Source organism: Hyphomicrobium sp., assembly GCF_041674905.1.
In the GTDB taxonomy this organism is placed as follows: domain Bacteria; phylum Pseudomonadota; class Alphaproteobacteria; order Rhizobiales; family Hyphomicrobiaceae; genus Hyphomicrobium_B.
Genome location: NZ_JBAYUV010000009.1, coordinates 33,406 through 49,655, shown reverse-complemented (window position 1 = coordinate 49,655; position 16,250 = coordinate 33,406). Strand labels below are relative to the sequence as shown.

Below are 16,250 nucleotides of genomic sequence, written 5' to 3'. Positions count from 1 at the left end.
GCCCTCATGCGCGGAAATCTCGGAAGACCTTGTTTCGGTGGCACCATTGGACAAGGATGTATACGGCCCATATCCGCGACCAGTACATTCCCGAGACGCCTTCGAGAAAAGCCTGCCACAGTTTACCGACCGCAACGGGATTGAGTCCGGCCGCGGCAATCGCGACGGGATCGCGCAGCGTTTCATCCATCGACTTCTTTAGCCCGCGCCGGATCCAGCGATCGAACGGCATGACAAAACCGCTCTTCGGCCGGTTAAAGACCTCCGGATCTAGACCGCGAAGACCAATGCGTCGAAGCATCGCTTTTTTGCCGAGCGGATGAAATCGCAATCCATCCGGCAGACGGTTGACATTCTCGAACAGAATTTGATCGACAAGCGGCACACGCTGCTCAAGCGAGCAAGCCATGCTTGCCACGTCGTTGTCCCGCAAAAGACGCTCGCCGAGGAAAAGCCGCTGCTCCATCACGCTGATCGCGGAGAGCGGCGATCGTCGGCGCGTTTCGCTCAAGAGGCGCTGGCGCATCGCCGGATGCAGGCCATCATCCAGCGCGTCGGCAAAACCTGCCGCCAGCAATTCGCGCTGAAATTCAGGGAGAAATAGCGCATAAGCCAGCTGATAAAGACCTAGAAGATCGTCTCCCCGGCGCACCATATCCGGAAGCTTCGCCCAACGGGTTTGCGGTGGCACGCCGCCCGCACGATTGCGCAATGGCCAGGTCGCAAGCTTGGCTCCCGCAACTTGCAACCCGCGCGGCACGAAGGACGCAATTCCCAGCAGCTTCTGCAGAACGGGCAAATCCCGGAATGAACTGTAGCCACCGAAGAGCTCGTCGCCCCCGGTTCCCGACAACGCCACGGTGAAGCCCGCGTCGCGGATGGAACGCGACATATAATATGCATTCAGTCCGTCGAACGTCGGCTGATCCAGACTGTTGAGCGCAGCATCCAGGTTGTCGACGAAGTCTCCTTCGGTCAGCACCACCTCGTGATGATCGGTTCCGATAGCTTGCGCAATCCGCCGCGCAATCGGCCCCTCGTTCAGCTGCTGCTCTTCGAAGGCAAGCGTAAATGTATGTATGGGAGTCTGCGCCGATCGCTGAGCGAGATTGGCGATCGCCGACGAATCTATGCCGCCCGAAAGAAACACGGCCAGCGGGACATCGCTGGCGAGGTGCAGTTTCAGCCCCTCCTCCAGAATGCCTGCTAGCTCCGGTTCCGTCATCGTTGGTTCAGGAGCCCGATCCGGAATTGTCCAGAACCGCTCTCGCCGCACGTCTTCTCCAGCCGTATCAAATTCCAGGAATTCTCCCGGCCAGGCAAGTTCGACGCCTCGGACGATCGTCGTTGGCCCGTTCACAAAGCCATTCGACACGCAGCTCGCGACTCCGCATGGATCAAGCTCATGGTTTTCGAGAAGGCCCGACGCCAAAAGCGCTCGCAGCTCGGACGCGAAGGCAACCGACCAGCTGGCATTCGAATGAGCAGGCCGGGCGATATAGAGCGGTTTGATACCGAGGGGGTCGCGGGCCAGCAAAAGACGGCGGCCTTGAGGGTCCCAGCAAGCGAATGCAAACATGCCGCGCAGCCAACCGATGGCGTCCGTGCCGTGCAGTCCCAGCGCACGCAACATGACGGCAGTGTCGCCGCTCGAGTGAAACGTTTGCCCTTCGGCCTCCAGGCGCCGCCGCAAATCCCTGAAATTATAAATTTCGCCGTTAAAGACCACGACATGGCCGGTCACGGGATCGGCCATCGGCTGAATACCGGCCGGCGACAGGTCGAGGATCGCCAATCGCCGGTGGGCCAGCAGGACGCCGCAATTGTTCGCGTCGGGCTCGGAAACCCAAGTCCCTTCTGCATCCGGACCGCGGTGTACGAGCGCTCCGCTCATACGCTTCAGTGCGCCGCGATTTGCATCATCCAGCCGCCCGATAATCCCAGCGATACCACACACAGCCGAATGCCCTCGAAATAGCGCGATAAAATTCACGATCTGGCGGCAGGGCGAACACAGGCAACGGCCCGTGTCTCACCGCCATTCAGGCCGTACGCAATCACAATATCCCTGCAAATAGGCAGGCAGCTACCTATGCTGACCGCGACATCCGGTCAAGACTCTGGCTACATCGACGCGTTGGTGATCGTCATTCTTATGAAGACGTGCATTCGACCCAGCCGAAGACCGTCTTTCACGGTTTAGCTATCCTTCAATATAGATTATGCCGATTAACTAATTTGCCATATTCGAAGTCGGACGCGCATATTGAAAGAATTTTGGTCTAGCCGGAGTCATCTGCATATATGGCTCGGCACATATCCGCTGATGCGCATCCGCCGGAATTACCGTTTTCTGAATGAACCCATTCTTCAAATTTTCTTTCAAGGCAGTCGGCTTCACCGCATCATTTATAATAATCGTTGCGGCACTGCTGGTGCTCGTTGATCCCGGAAACCTGATTTCCAAACACCTGGCATGGCATCGACGTGCCGCCCTTCATCTTGAACCGGCTCCGTTCGATGGGCTCGCCGCGTCGCAGGTCGGCTATGGCACGCACATGCGGAAGGAATTCTCATCTCCGAAGCCATTCACGTCATTTCAAGTCATTCGCGTCGATGCAAAGGGCGAAACGGAATTTCGTGGCGGCGCACCCATCCGAACGATCGCCTCTGATGACACGGGCGCCATACGCACGGTCTGGGTCGGAGATTTTTCGTCGCTTAATTCTGAAGGCCGCTATCGCATCGTAGCGGACAACGGCCTTGCCAGTTTCCCGTTCGACATCCGCATCCGGATCTTCGATAATGCCCTGCGTTCCGTTCAACACGTCTTCTACTATCAACGCGCGTTCACCGACATCGATGCGAAGCATGCCGAAGGTCCATGGACCCACGCCAGCGACGCAGCGTTAGCGCCGCCCGGCATCAAAAAGGGATGGCATGACGCCGGCGATTTCTCGCTCTATAGCGCCTCGACCAACTCCGCCCTTTTCTGGATGCTGTCGGCGTTTGCGGATTTCGCGCCCACGGACGATCAAACGGGCATCCCGGAATCGTCCAATGGTGTTCCGGATCTCCTGGACGAGGCGCGATGGGGGTTGGAGTGGCTGCTGTCGATGCAAGCAAGCAGCGGAGGTTTTCATAATACGACCTGCCAGGAGCACTACGGACCCTACGGAACAAATTTGCCCGAAAGCATGTCTCCCTATCGCCTTGGAGAGATCGGAACCACCGCGACTGGGCGTGCCGTCGGAGCCCTCGCATTCGCCTCGGCGCTCTATCGCGGTCACGACCCGGCCTTCGCGGACAAGATGCTGAATGCAGCGATGCTGGGCTACCGATTTCTTCACGATCATCCTGCTGAAAACAGCGACGGTCCAACGTGCCCGGCGATGCGTCAGGATCAAATGCCGGACATAGGACGGGATGTGCGAATGTACGCTGCAGCGGGGATGCTGCTTGCAACCGGCGAAGCGCGTTTCAACACGGACTTCGAGGCCAACTTCCAACCGCTAGAGAACGATCCCAGCTATCTGAGGAGTAACGTCTACGCGGCGCTCCTGTACCTCAGAACTCGCGCCGGAAATCCGAAACGGCAAACGTCACTCGACGGAGAGCTTCGCCGGCACGCCGCAATGGTTGTCAGAGATGGAGGCCATAACGCCTTTGGCTGGACTGGGCGCGATTTCTGGGGATCGATCGCCGCAGGCTTCCAACGAACGGCCGGATTCAGCGCGCCGCGTTGCCTGCAAGATCCTCTCAACGATGCTGTCGATTGCGAACAGATCCTCGCCAATGTGCATCACGCGTTCGGCCGAAACTATCAGCTGTTTTCCTACGTCAGCGGGTTGCGAGGCGTTACGCGAGGGCGACGGCACGGCTTCCACGAATGGCTCGCGGCCCTCGACGTTCAACCCTATCTATTCCCCGGCATCGTCGCGGGTGGGCCGAACGCCAATCCTGAATCCAATGACATTTCCTATCCCGGCCATCGCCCGCGTCCAACCTGGCGATATTGGGGTGATCCGGCCATGCCCCGGAGTTCCGCTACGCCGTTCGCGGGCCGCTATACCGACAATGACAGCTGGTCAACGAATGAACTCGATATCGATTGGCAAGGGGTTACTCTTTACAATCTCTACCTTGCGCAATGGCTATCGAACGGCACCCCACCACGACAACCTGCGCTGCCATACGCACCAATCGCCCCTCAATAAAAGGTGGCCTCGAATTTGAGAGATAAATATCGGCATATGCCGACGCGGCCAGCGGACGCTTCACGATACCGGATCAAGGGATCGGATCGATAAATTGAAATGAGCCACGACCGAAAGAAAGAGGAGTGAGGCCAGTCTCAAAACCGGCCTCAAACCGCAGTCAATTAGGGGCTGACGACAACCGTCGAGGCGTTCGTCAGGACGTGCGCTCCGCCAGCGATATCGCCAATCGTCCGTCCTTGAACGAAGGCATTCGATGCCGTGGACATCCATGCGTTGACGTAACCGAGAACCTTGAGGACTTCCGTCGCATCCGAATTCGACGCGTAAATCACGTCCTTGTCGTGCATCATGAACCTTTGAGCAAAGAAGAAGCTCGATGGATCGCGGAAGTTGGCACGATAGACTGTCGGAATGATGCGTTGATCAGGCGCGAAGGGTTTTAGATTTACGCCCATCCGATCGAGGGTTTCGCGACGCTCGGGACGGAAGATAAAAACCTGCCCGGGATTTGCGCGTCCGTCCGCCAAACCGCCTGCTCTCCCAAGCGCCTCGTTAAGATTCAAGTGTTCCTGACCAAACGGAAACTGCGTGCTGACCGCAGCCGTCTGGCCGTTCTCTACAGTTCCCTCACCCCCGATGGAGGCGAGAGCGCCAAATGCGACGAACGACTTCGGTTGCCGCTTCACATAAACCACGTCGCCGGCGGCTACGTAGAGATTCTCTTGCGGATCGTTGATGAGCGTCGTGAACGGAACCGTCGCGATCCGACCTCTGCGCTGCAGTGTCACCAGAAGTTCATAGCCGGCGAATTTACCACCGCCGGCACCAGCGCCGCCCGCCTTGGAAATCATATCCAAGATGCGATCCCCGGCACCGGTGATTTTGATCTTGCTGCTGCCGGTGTCACCGATGATCGTAGCTGAATCGGAATTCTGTTCGAGCACGTTGACAATGACTTGAGGCTCGATCGCACGCTTAGCGAGTTTAACTTCGATGTCCCGCTGAATTTCTGCAGCCGTTCGCCCGGATGCCTGCACCGCCCCAGCGTACGGAATTGAAATCATTCCACTGCTGCTAACAGACTGCGCGGGGAGCGTTACGTAATTGCCGCCTCGGCTCGTTGCCTCTCCAGGCACGAAAAGCCCGCCCGAAGATGACTCGAAGATCGAAGTTTGCACGACATCGCCAATGCCGACCTTAACAATCGGGATGCCTCGGCGGCGTGCGCCGAACGTCCGGTAAAAGGAATCCGACGAGATCGTATCCAGAACCCCGAGGACAACCGGATTAACGTCGAGGAGCACGTAATCATAAACGATCGAGCCACGAGGATTTGCGATGGATGACGTGGCGCCGCGATCTATATCGCGATACTCCGGTCCGTTTATCGGCATATGAGAGCAACCGGCAAGCGCGAGCGCAACAAGCATTGGCGCGCACGATCTAATAGAGAGTGACCGGCGCTGCCCGCGAGTCAAAGCGCGTATCAAGCGCGGCTGGCGAAACGAGACAGCCTGATAATTAGGAAAGCCCCGATCGGCTCTCTCAAAATCGACTTCCCCCAAAATGCGCCTCCACCCCGGCAAACCGCGATCAAAATTCTGCGTACGGATGAAGGCGTAAGGTGATTCGAGGAATGGCGAGAGCTTGAAAAGCTAAATTGAACACTCAAGCAAAACTATTTAGCCGACACGTTGCTAAACAACCTCAATTGAGACTGATTCGTTAACCACGACCACCCTCAAAGGGGATAAATAAATGGTAAATGCACATTCTGTGGGCGACTCGAGAATATCGCCCGCGGCGTTTTAACTAACGTAATAGTCGCCACCTCGCGCGCCCTTATAGGCTTCGATGGTCCGCAACGCAGCTGGGTCCGCCTTGTTAAGGAGTACGCACAACACCCGATCGCGAATGTTATCCACCTCGTCGAGAGCCTCTTCGATAAGGCCGCGCTTGGTCTTGCCCCATTCAATGACGAAGATGAAACTGTCGATGAAACGCTCGACCATCTTGATATCGACGACCGACATGATCGGCGGAATTTCGACGATGATGAAATCATATGATGCACGAGCAACGTCGAGCAGCTTATCCATCTGAGCCGATCCGAGAAGCTCAGCCGCGTGTGGATTGCGCTCGGACACAGCGCACGGCAGGACGTCAACGCCCGACCGTTCGCGCTTAACGACAAGCTCTTTGAGACGCGACGGATCCTCGAGCGCTTCAAGCAACCCCTCGCGTGCACCCGGCGCCAGTTCAGCCGTCACCGTTCGCCGATGCAGGTCGCCATCGATGATGAGCGTGCGCTCTCTCGAGCTTGCATTCAAAAGTGTCGCCAAGTTCGATACGACCGTCGTCTTGCCCTCATTGGACGCCGCTGAGATGATGCCGATAACCTTGTTTCCGTGTCTCCGCTGATCTGTTTTCAGCAAGGCGCGCGCGTTTCGAATTGCTTCCGTGAAGCGCGTATAGGGCGCGTCCAGGACGTAGTCCGAAACTCCCTTGCCTGGGGATACCGGAACAACCGTCGGAAGCACGGCACAGTATACTCCGGTCGCCTTGCGCACCTGCGCAGGGGTGCGGAATACAGATGCAAGCCACTCTCGTCCCAGCGCCAATCCGGCCCCGGCCAGAAGCCCGAACATCAAGCCGCCGCCAAGCAGCGCGAGGGATTTCTTGTAATTTTTCGATAGCGGCGGCGCTGCACGCGTAATGATGTGCGCATCCTCGGTTTCCGGCTGAACCTGATTGACCTCGTTGGATTTGCGCAGTGCCGCATTATAGAGATTGTGCAAGGTCGCCGCCGAACTTTCCAGATCGCGCAATTTGGCCTGGTCCGCATCGCCGAGACCATTGCGTTGATCCTCGTTCTTCATCGCTTGGTTCAGCTGCTGCATCTGATTGCGCAGCTTCACGACGGCAAGATGCGTGGGACCCAGCTGACGTTCGAGTTCGCTCGCCTTCGCGGCGAGATCGACGTACTGCGTTCGCAGCTTCAGAATAAGTTCGTTGTTCGGGAATGCCTGAGCTTGCGTTCCGTCGGCATTGGCGGGCGCAAGACGCCCCGAGGTAATGCCGACGAGGTTGTGGGCGGTGGCAAAGTCTTGCAACGCCCGATCGGCGTCGTCGCTCTGCCGCTTCAGGTCCATGAGCCGGTCCTCGAGAAGCCGGCCGATCATCTTATTTGATTTGAGCTTTCGCTCTTCCGTCATCTCTATGTATTTGTCGGCAAGCGCATTTGCGACGGTCGCGGCCTTGACGGGATCCCGCGACGCATAGGTGACGTTGATGACGTTCGGCGCATCCTCACGATAAACCGTCAATTGCCGGAGAAGGTTTTCGACGGCGGTTCTTTCAAGCACGGTATTAGGATCGATATTAGAAGACGCGCGTTTCCATCCGCCCAAGCTGAATTGAATTTCCGGAAAATCGAAACCAAAAATTTTCGTCTGAAGGCTGAAAACGGAATTCGCTGCATTCGCAATGAATTTTTTGATGCCGGTTTTGCCCTCGGGACCCCGCTGGCCGACAAACTCCGGATCGTGCGCCAAATTCAAACTCCGCACGACCGGAACGACAATGCTGTCCGACGACATGACATAGATCTGGCCGCCGATGTCGGTATCATCGAAGGTCGGCTCGTCGGAAATCTTGCTCGATTGCAAATACCTATTCACGCTCCGGTCCAGCAGGATGCGTGCGCTGCTCTTATAAACTTCCGGAACAAACAGCAGGTAGGTCGCTGCCAACGCAAGCCCTATCAATGCTCCGGTAGCGGGCAGCCGCCAGCCGCGCCACACGATCCACCGAGCGTCCGCGAGAGAGAGGTCGGAACCTAGGTTTGCGGGCTGAACATAGTCCGGCGGGATTGAGAAATTGTCAGACATCGCGACCATTTTTTTTACGCACCCGCTTTGGCAAGAGATACTATCTTCGACGTTCGATTAGCGATGAATTTATAAGATTTCGCAATAACATGGGCAGTTGGTTGACGCATGCGGCGACCCAAATTGGAGCTTTCTAAACACCTGCCCAGCTCCATTGTCGCGATTTAGCACAGACTGTGACCCACCGCGATACGCATCACGTGATTGATAGATCCTGGAGCTAAAAGCATGCCGGTTTTAACGGGCTCCAGTTCAATCGATCGCTTCCAATTAAATTCCAGGGTCGTACACGCTCATGGCTTATTTTCTGCAAAGCGCTCATTCCTCAAATCGAGGCATGAATATTGCGAAAGCTCCCGGGGCATCCAATACGCCTCAGTGCTTCAGACAGTGTGTCACCGGCAGTTCGCATGAATAGTTCCAGTCCCAGACGCCTCAGCATCCTCTACGTTTCCCACCTTCCCGCCAGCCCTCCCCGTTTTGGCGCACAGGCGCGCATCCACGGGTTGATGAACGAGTTGGCGCAACATCATGACTTGACCGCGCTAACGCTGATCGACGAGGAATTCGACGCGGAGGAATGCCGGCGTCACATGCAGGCTTACTGCCGTGAGGTCACCCTGCTGCCCAACTCCAACGGCAAGGACGGCGTTACCAAGCGGCTCCTCCAGCTCCGTTCCCTGACGTCGACCCAAAGTTTCGAGCGCCTTCGCACGACAGCGCCCAAGTTGCAGGGCGCTCTGAACGAGATTTTGCGAGCCAAACGCTTTGACATTATAAACCTCGAATTCCCCTATCTCGGACATCTCGACTTCCGGCAGGCTCCGCCCGGCGAGAAGACGCCGGCGCTCGTCGTCGACTCCCACGAAATTGCCTATGATCTCGCACGGCAATTTGCCGAAACCGGAGCGACGAGCTTCCGGCGCGCTTACGCAGGCATCAATTGGCGCAAGCTTCGGCGTGAAGAACTCAAATCCTATCGCGACGCCGACGGCGTCTATCTGTGCAGCGTCGCAGATGAACAGCGGCTGCTTGATCAGGTTCCGGGCGTCCGGACCGCCGTCATCCCGAACGCCGCCGACGTCACGTATTTTCAGCCCCCTCCGTCCGATCGGCCAGCCGATGGCCGGACGGTTGTCTATTTCGGGTTGCTTTCGACGGCGCCGAACGTCGACGGAGTCATTCACTTCGTCGAAAACATCTGGCCGCGGATCGCGGCCGCCCACCCCGACGCGCACTTCAAGATCATCGGCGGCAAGCCTCCTCCTGCGTTGCAGGCACTGGCGGGCGCACGGATCACATTGACGGGTTTCGTCGAGGACTTGCGGCCGCATCTCGCCGGAGCAGCCGCGATCGTCGTGCCGCTCCGCCTGGGGGGCGGAACCCGCCTCAAGATCGTGGAGGCGATGGCCATGGGCAAAGCCATCGTCTCGACCTCTCTGGGCGCCGAAGGGATCGACGCAGAACCCGGTCGCGACATCATCATCGAAGATCAGCCCTCCGCTTTCGCCGATGCCGTCAATCGACTACTCGCCGAGCCAGGCCTTGCCCAACGCATCGGCGTGGCGGCCCGAACGCTGGCCGTGGAGCGATATTCCTGGGCCGGGGCGGCCAAAACACTCGAGAATTTCTACGAACGGATTTTGGGGGATATGTCTTGAAGCTTGCACTCATCGGAGCTGGACAGATCGCCCGGCAGCACCTCGCATGCCTGAAGACGCTGCCCGGCGTCGAACTCGCCGCGGTCTGCGATCTCTCGGCTGCAACAGCCGAAGCGACCGCCGAGCGCTACGACATCGGCGCCTGGTTCACCGACCACCGCGCAATGCTGGAGCAAATTCGCCCCGACGCGGTTCACATCACGACGCCACCGACGTCCCACTTCCCGCTCGCGATGGACGCGCTCAATGCCGGCGCTCACGTCATCCTCGAAAAGCCGGCCACCTGCACATTCGATGAACTTGAAACCCTGCTCGGCCACGCGCGCAAGACAGGGCTTCACGTCGTCGAAGACTACAATTATCTGTACAATACCGCTCCGCAAAAGATCCTCGATCTCATCAAGTCCGGTGAGTTCGGCGCAGTCACTCACGTCGACATCTTCATCAGCCTGAACATTCTCGGACCGGACGGCTTCGCCGATCCGAATTCGCCGCATCCGGCGTTGCGTCTGTCCGGCGGTGCGATCGCGGACTTCCTGCCCCATCTGGCATCGCTCGCGCACATGTTCATCGGCCCGCATCGTGCGGCCCACACCGTCTGGACCAAGCGCGCAGCCTCGCCCCTCCCCTACGACGAGTTTCGCGCCGTCGTCGACGGTGAGCGCGCGACGGCGGCGATCGCCTTCAGCTCGAATAGCCAGCCGGACGCGTTCTGGCTTCGCGTTTATGGCGAACGCATGCAGGCTTCGGCCAACCTCTTCGAAACGCGCCTCACGTTCGACGGTCCCCGCAACGTGCCCAAGCCCCTCCGTCCGTTCTTCAGCGGGCTTGAGGAAGGCAAGAGGATCCGGCGCGCGGCTCTTGCGACGCTGCTCCGCAAGTTCAAAGGTCCCGGCTCCTACGAAGGCTTATGGGCGCTGCTCGCGCGCACCTATCGCGCCCTGGGCGACGGCACCACGCTTCCGATCACGGAGCAGCAGGTGCTTGACGTCAATCGCATGATCGAAGCTCTGAAACCGAAAGAGGGCGCACAGTGAAAGTTCTTGTAACAGGCGCCAACGGCTTCCTCGGCCGGCACGTGGTCGACGCCCTGATGAAGCGGAAGATCGACGTCCGCGCGCTCGTCCGTCCGGCCGCGCGCGTTGAAAATCTTGCCTGGAATTCATCGGTCGAGATTTTCCGCGCCGACCTGCGCACATCGCGCGACCTAGCCGCCGCATTCGATGGCGTCGATGCCTTGATCCATCTGGCGGCCGTCGTCTCGGGCGGAGACGAAGCTCAGTTCGCCGGAACCGTTGCCGGAACCGAACGCTTGCTGGAAGCGATGGCGACGACGTCTTGCAAGCGCGTCATTCTATGCAGTAGTTTCTCCGTATACGACTACAGCTCGACGCGCGGCACGCTCGACGAACAGTCACCGCTTCACAAACTGCCCGACGTCTATACGCGCGACGGCTATACGATCGCCAAATGGTGGCAGGAGCGCGTGACGCGCCGCTTCGCCGAAAAGTACGGCTGGGATCTAACCGTCCTTCGTCCCGGTTTCATCTGGGGTCGCGACCACGGCTACCTCGCCGCGCTCGGACAGCAGGTCGGACGCCATCATCTGGTCATCGGACCGATGACGCGCATTCCGATGACCCACGTAGAGAATTGTGCCGACGTCTTCGCGCTCGCGGCCGTCAATCCGAGCGCCGCAGGTCAAACGCTCAACATCGTCGATGGACCGGGCGAACGGATCTGGAGCTATCTGTCGGACTACATGCGCGGCACCGGCGAACGCGGCTGGCGCCTTCCCTTGCCTTACGGTCTCAGCATTTCAACCGTCCGGCTGGCCTTCGCGACCGTCTTCAGAAGTGCGACGAAAGTGCCGAGCATCCTGATCCCGCGCCGGCTTGAATCTCGCCTGAAACCCTTGAAGTTTGACAACAGCAAGCTTCGCCAGACGTTGTCCTGGACGCCGCCGCTCGATTATCAGGAGTGCCTGGCGCGAACTTATGGGGCGACAACCCGCTCCGGAACCGGTGACTGACCGGGCATATTCCGACCGGATTCGAAATAGCGCTTCAACCGAAGAAAGCGCTTCTCGAAAAACTCGTAGCTGACGTAGGCGATGGCGATCGAAACAGCCACGCCTGCGGCTGCCTGTACGCCAACCGCCAACGTATGCGATCCGAGAACCCTCCCAAGCTCAAGCTCGGTGCGGTTGTTGAGCATGTAATACGAAATGAAGTGGTGATAGACATACAGACCGTAGCTGTAGGTGCCGAAGAAGATCATCGCCCGGCTACGAAACAGACGGGATAAAATAGATGTTTCGTGCGTGGTAATCACGCGAACGAGCAGGCACGCAAGCAGCATCAGAATGACAACGGCGCGCACCGGCCTTATCAGGTCCATCCCCTCATTCGGCAGGCCCCGCGACAAACCGAAAGTCGCAACAAGAATGACGCCGAGCAGTGCCGCCACACGCGGCAGGTATGCAACGATCCGGTCCGTCCCGCCCGGCTGACGCATCACAATGGCCAGACATGCACCGAGCGCCAGACCGTCGAAGCGAAACGGCGTCAGGACATAGAGCGTCCACCAGTTCACCCCCATCAGCGAACCGATGATGCGGCTCGCCATCGCGCCGAACGACAGCACGAGGCAGACGGCAATCAGCATGCGCGGCCGTCGCGCCAGAGCAAACACCACGAACGGCCAGAAAAGATAGAAATGCTCCTCGACTGAAAGCGACCAGAAATGATCGAGGTAGGAAAACACCCAATCACCCTGCTTGGCGATATAGATATTGACGGCGTAGAGCCAAGCCCACGCTTGCCGGTCGACCAGATATTGAAGCGTCGGTCCCTGGAAGATCGAAATCGCGGGCGCGACGAGAAAGACGAGTATGAGCACGCCGTAGTAGACCGGAAAAATCCGCAGCACGCGCCGCATATAGAAATCGCGAAAATGGTTTCGCCGCTCGCGGGCGTCGTACAGGATGCCGGTGATCAGGAAACCCGAGAGGATAAAGAAAAGCTCAACTCCGTAGGAGCCGTATTTGGCAACGCCGACAATGACCGCCTCGGCGCGATTGGTCACCAGCGCATCGCCAATGAAGTGCAGCGCCAGCACCATCAGGATCGCTAGTCCGCGGATGCCATCGAGGACGGGAATATGGGTGCTCAGATTTAAGCGGCGGCCCTCCGCCGTTGCGCCCACGTCGCAAATACTGCCCGGCACTCGCAACTGCTGGATGGCACTGGGCACGTTTCGCGAATCCTAAACGAAGCAACCGCTCCTGCGGTTACGATCTGCTTCACGCCGTCATCAAATCTGCGGGATGTTTTTCGCGAGAAGAAAAGTATCCTCGAATGCGCTCGACGATGCGCTCCGCCGCGTAGCCGTCGCCGTAAGGATTCTTGGCCGTGGCCATCGCACGGTACGCCGCTTCGTCGGTGAGAAGCCGGGTCGCGTGATCGACGATTTCAGACGCCTTCGGACCTGTCAGCAAGGCGGTCCCCGCGGCGACACCCTCCGGCCGCTCGGTCGTGTCGCGCATGACGAGCACCGGTTTGCCGAGCGACGGCGCCTCTTCCTGCACGCCGCCGGAATCGGTCAGCACGAGCCGGCTCCGCGACATCAGCGTCACGAAATTCCGATAGCCTTGCGGAGCGATCAGCCGGACGTTCGACAGCCCCCCCAGCAGCCGTTTGACGTGCACCTGCACATTCGGGTTGAGGTGGACTGGATAAACGAACAGATGGCTTGGAAACCGTTCCGCAAGCGTTGCAATGGCGCGGCAGATTTGCTCGATGCCGTCGCCAAAGTTTTCGCGACGATGCCCGGTGATCAGCACCATCGGCGATTTCGCCCAATCATCGCCTCCGATCGCCTTAGCAAGGTCTTCGTCGATCCGCGCACGCAAGCCCGCATCGCCCGTTTGCGCCGCCACCTCGATGCGCAACGCATCGATGACGGTGTTGCCGGTGACGGTGATCGTCTCGTCGGCGACACCTTCCCGCAGCAGCGCCGCACGCGCGGCAGCCGTCGGTGCGAAATGCAGCGCCACGAGCGGCGTCGCAAGACGCCTGTTCACTTCTTCCGGAAACGGCGACCAGATATTGCCGGTCCGCAGCCCGGCTTCGACGTGTCCAATAGGAATACGCCGATAAAAGCAGGCGAGTGCCGCAACCAGCACCGTCGTCGTGTCGCCCTGCACGATCGCCATATCGGGTTTGGCCGTTTCCAGCCACCCGTCGATGCTCTCCATCAGCCGCGCGGTCAGACCCGCAAGCGTTTGATTGGGACGCATCACGTCGAGGTCGGCGTCGACGGCAAAGCCGAAGGTATCGGCGACCTGACGAAACATTTCCTTGTGCTGCCCCGTGGCGACAACCGAGCAGTCAAAATCCTTATCGCTACGCAGGGCCGCCACCACCGGCGCGAGTTTGATCGCCTCGGGGCGCGTTCCCATGAAAACGGCGATGGTGCTCGGCTTACTCACGACGTGCTCCAGCATGCATTACTTGTGACTGACCGGCGTCGGCATACGGCCGAGACGCCGGGCAAAAATTTCCTGCCCTGCGAGCCAGATGAACTGGCTGTTGTAGGTGAGATAGCGCTTCCAAAGCTTCCCAGGCTCCATGAGAAGACGCCATAACCACTCGAGCCCCCATCGCTGCGCCCAAACCGGCGCACGTTTAATGAAGCCCGCAAGCACGTCGAAACTACCGCCGACACCCATGATGATTGGCACGTTGAGCTGATCACGGTAGCGCTCGCACCAAGTCTCCTTGAACGGCGACGGCATGCCGACAAACAGCATATCCGCACCGCTCGCCCGGATCTCCTCGACGATGTTCGCATGATCGGCCGCCGTGAAGTAACCGTCGCGATATCCTGCAATCTCTGCACCCGGATGTTCCGCACGCACGCGCTCGACCAGCGTTTTGACGACGTCGGGTTTCGCACCGAGAAAATAGACGCGCAGCTTATGATCGCCAGCCGCCTGCAACAGCCGCTGCATCAGATCGACGCCGGTCACGCGCTCGGGAATGGACTGGCCTGAGGCGCGCAAAGCCCAGACGACCGACATGCCATCGGCGACGGTGAGATCGCCTGCACGGCATGCGGTGGCCAGCTCGGGATCGCTGCGCATCATGCACAGATGCGAGGCGTTGAGCGTGACGATCGTGTGAGCGGCGCGCGGCGCGCGGCACAATTCAAGACACGTCTCGACCGCTTCATCCATGCTGACGCCGTCGATCGAAACCCCGAGCAAATCGGCCTTCTCAGGAGACTTCGCCGGAACGGCTGCACTGCCGCCCCCGACATGCGCCGCCTGCCAGATATGCGCCCGCTCGTCGTTGACCTGAGCCGTTGCCGCGCGTTTGCCCTTGCGCAGGCAAAGATGCTGATAGGATCGCAGAAAGCTCCGGAACTCCAGATCATTGTAGCGCGGGAGCCCCTTCAGCCAGCTCGTGAGGTAGCCCCATAGCATCGCCACGCTGCCGACGACTGGCGGGTGCGCAGGTAGGCGGTAAGCGGCGACGACCAGATAGTAGAGCGGCGAGGTTCCCATGAAATACTGACCGAACCCAGCGCGGACGCGTCCGGTCCAGATGCTTTTCTGGCTGGCGCCCTGTGGACGCAGATGCGTGAACCGAATCGGCTCGTTATCGACGCTTTCGGCAATCCAGCCGAGCATGCGCGCGCGATGACAATCAATGCCATCCCACATGACTTGCCTGACGAACCCGCCGATCTCCCGAAAGCAGTCGACATGGTAGAACTTCGTCATGCCGACCGACATTTCATCGCCGCAGACTTCCGGCACGAGGGCACCGGTTTGCGGATGCACGAACCACGGCTTGCCCGACGTCGTTCCGATCCGTGGATTTGCCTCCATCCGCTGCATCAAAAGTTCGAAGTAGCGGACCGGCAGATCGAGGTCCATGTCGAGCTTGCACAGGTAGTCGAAGTCTTCCAGACGAACCGTGTCGAGACCGGCATAAAATGCTTCGATCACACCAGGCCCCACCTGGCGCCGGCCGCGATCCTCGCGACGCACCACACGCAGGTACGGGAGACGCTTTGCGTATTCCTCAAGGATGGCGGGCGTGTCGTCGGTGGACCCATCGTCGACGACGATCCAAAGCGCGGGAGGAACCGTCTGCGCCGCCACGCTATCGAGCGTACGGCGGAGATACTGGCCCTCGTCACGACATGGGGAAACAAGCAAATAACGGCGCAAGCTCACGCAAAAACTCACACAAATACGGCGCCAATCTATCCGATCGATATGACGCTAAAATTGCCTAAGCGGCAGGGATATCTCATCGGCAATAGTGCAATATCGATGCCACCAATTCCATGTGGACCGTGGTCATATCGTTAAGCGTATCGCGATTGCGTTAACGGCTTGGCTTCGGCATCCTCCGTCAATCGAAAGCCGGATCGCAACATCCTTAACCACCTTCCGAATTCTCCTC

The 16,250-nt window shown here is 59.0% G+C and carries 10 protein-coding genes; 4 read left to right on the top strand and 6 right to left on the bottom strand.

The window, feature by feature from the left end:
• Positions 1-4: 4 nt before the first annotated feature.
• On the bottom strand, positions 5-1,957 hold the full coding sequence (asnB, locus tag WC026_RS05855) for an asparagine synthase (glutamine-hydrolyzing) (protein WP_372709897.1): 1,953 nt from the start codon (positions 1,955-1,957) through the stop codon (positions 5-7).
• 400 nt (positions 1,958-2,357) lie between these two features.
• Here asnB and WC026_RS05850 point away from each other — a divergent pair, with 400 nt between their 5' ends.
• Entirely contained in the window at positions 2,358-4,217 is a 1,860-nt protein-coding gene (locus WC026_RS05850) for a glycoside hydrolase family 9 protein (RefSeq protein WP_372709896.1), read from the top strand.
• 164 nt (positions 4,218-4,381) lie between these two features.
• Here WC026_RS05850 and WC026_RS05845 read toward each other — a convergent pair whose 3' ends face one another.
• Positions 4,382-5,614: a polysaccharide biosynthesis/export family protein gene (locus WC026_RS05845; RefSeq protein ID WP_372709895.1), complete on the bottom strand. Its 1,233-nt coding sequence runs from the start codon at positions 5,612-5,614 to the stop codon at positions 4,382-4,384.
• Positions 5,615-6,028: 414 nt separating this feature from the next.
• Positions 6,029-8,110: an AAA family ATPase gene (locus WC026_RS05840; protein ID WP_372709894.1), complete on the bottom strand. Its 2,082-nt coding sequence runs from the start codon at positions 8,108-8,110 to the stop codon at positions 6,029-6,031.
• Between the two features lie 410 nt (positions 8,111-8,520).
• Between WC026_RS05840 and WC026_RS05835 the strand changes: the two genes are divergently transcribed.
• From WC026_RS05835 to WC026_RS05825, 3 genes are read left to right on the top strand one after another with little or no spacing between them, the layout of a single operon-like run.
• On the top strand, positions 8,521-9,771 hold the full coding sequence (locus WC026_RS05835; RefSeq protein WP_372709893.1) for a glycosyltransferase family 4 protein: 1,251 nt from the start codon (positions 8,521-8,523) through the stop codon (positions 9,769-9,771).
• Positions 9,768-10,808 (top strand): Gfo/Idh/MocA family protein, encoded by a 1,041-nt coding sequence (locus tag WC026_RS05830; RefSeq protein ID WP_372709892.1) that lies wholly within the window; start codon positions 9,768-9,770, stop codon positions 10,806-10,808. Before WC026_RS05835 ends, WC026_RS05830 begins: the two co-directional genes overlap by 4 nt.
• Positions 10,805-11,803, top strand: a complete 999-nt coding sequence (locus tag WC026_RS05825) for an NAD-dependent epimerase/dehydratase family protein (protein ID WP_372709891.1) — start codon at positions 10,805-10,807, stop codon at positions 11,801-11,803. Before WC026_RS05830 ends, WC026_RS05825 begins: the two co-directional genes overlap by 4 nt.
• Here WC026_RS05825 and WC026_RS05820 read toward each other — a convergent pair.
• From WC026_RS05820 to WC026_RS05810, 3 genes are all read right to left on the bottom strand, one after another.
• Entirely contained in the window at positions 11,767-12,978 is a 1,212-nt protein-coding gene (locus WC026_RS05820) for an acyltransferase family protein (RefSeq protein WP_372709890.1), read from the bottom strand. The genes WC026_RS05825 and WC026_RS05820 overlap by 37 nt on opposite strands.
• Positions 12,979-13,075: 97 nt before the next feature.
• Entirely contained in the window at positions 13,076-14,263 is a 1,188-nt protein-coding gene (wecB, locus tag WC026_RS05815) for a non-hydrolyzing UDP-N-acetylglucosamine 2-epimerase (RefSeq protein ID WP_372709889.1), read from the bottom strand.
• Positions 14,264-14,281: 18 nt separating this feature from the next.
• Positions 14,282-16,018 carry a WecB/TagA/CpsF family glycosyltransferase gene (locus WC026_RS05810; RefSeq protein ID WP_372709888.1) on the bottom strand — a complete coding sequence of 579 codons (1,737 nt, stop codon included), beginning with the start codon at positions 16,016-16,018 and terminating at the stop codon, positions 14,282-14,284.
• Positions 16,019-16,250 lie beyond the last annotated feature (232 nt).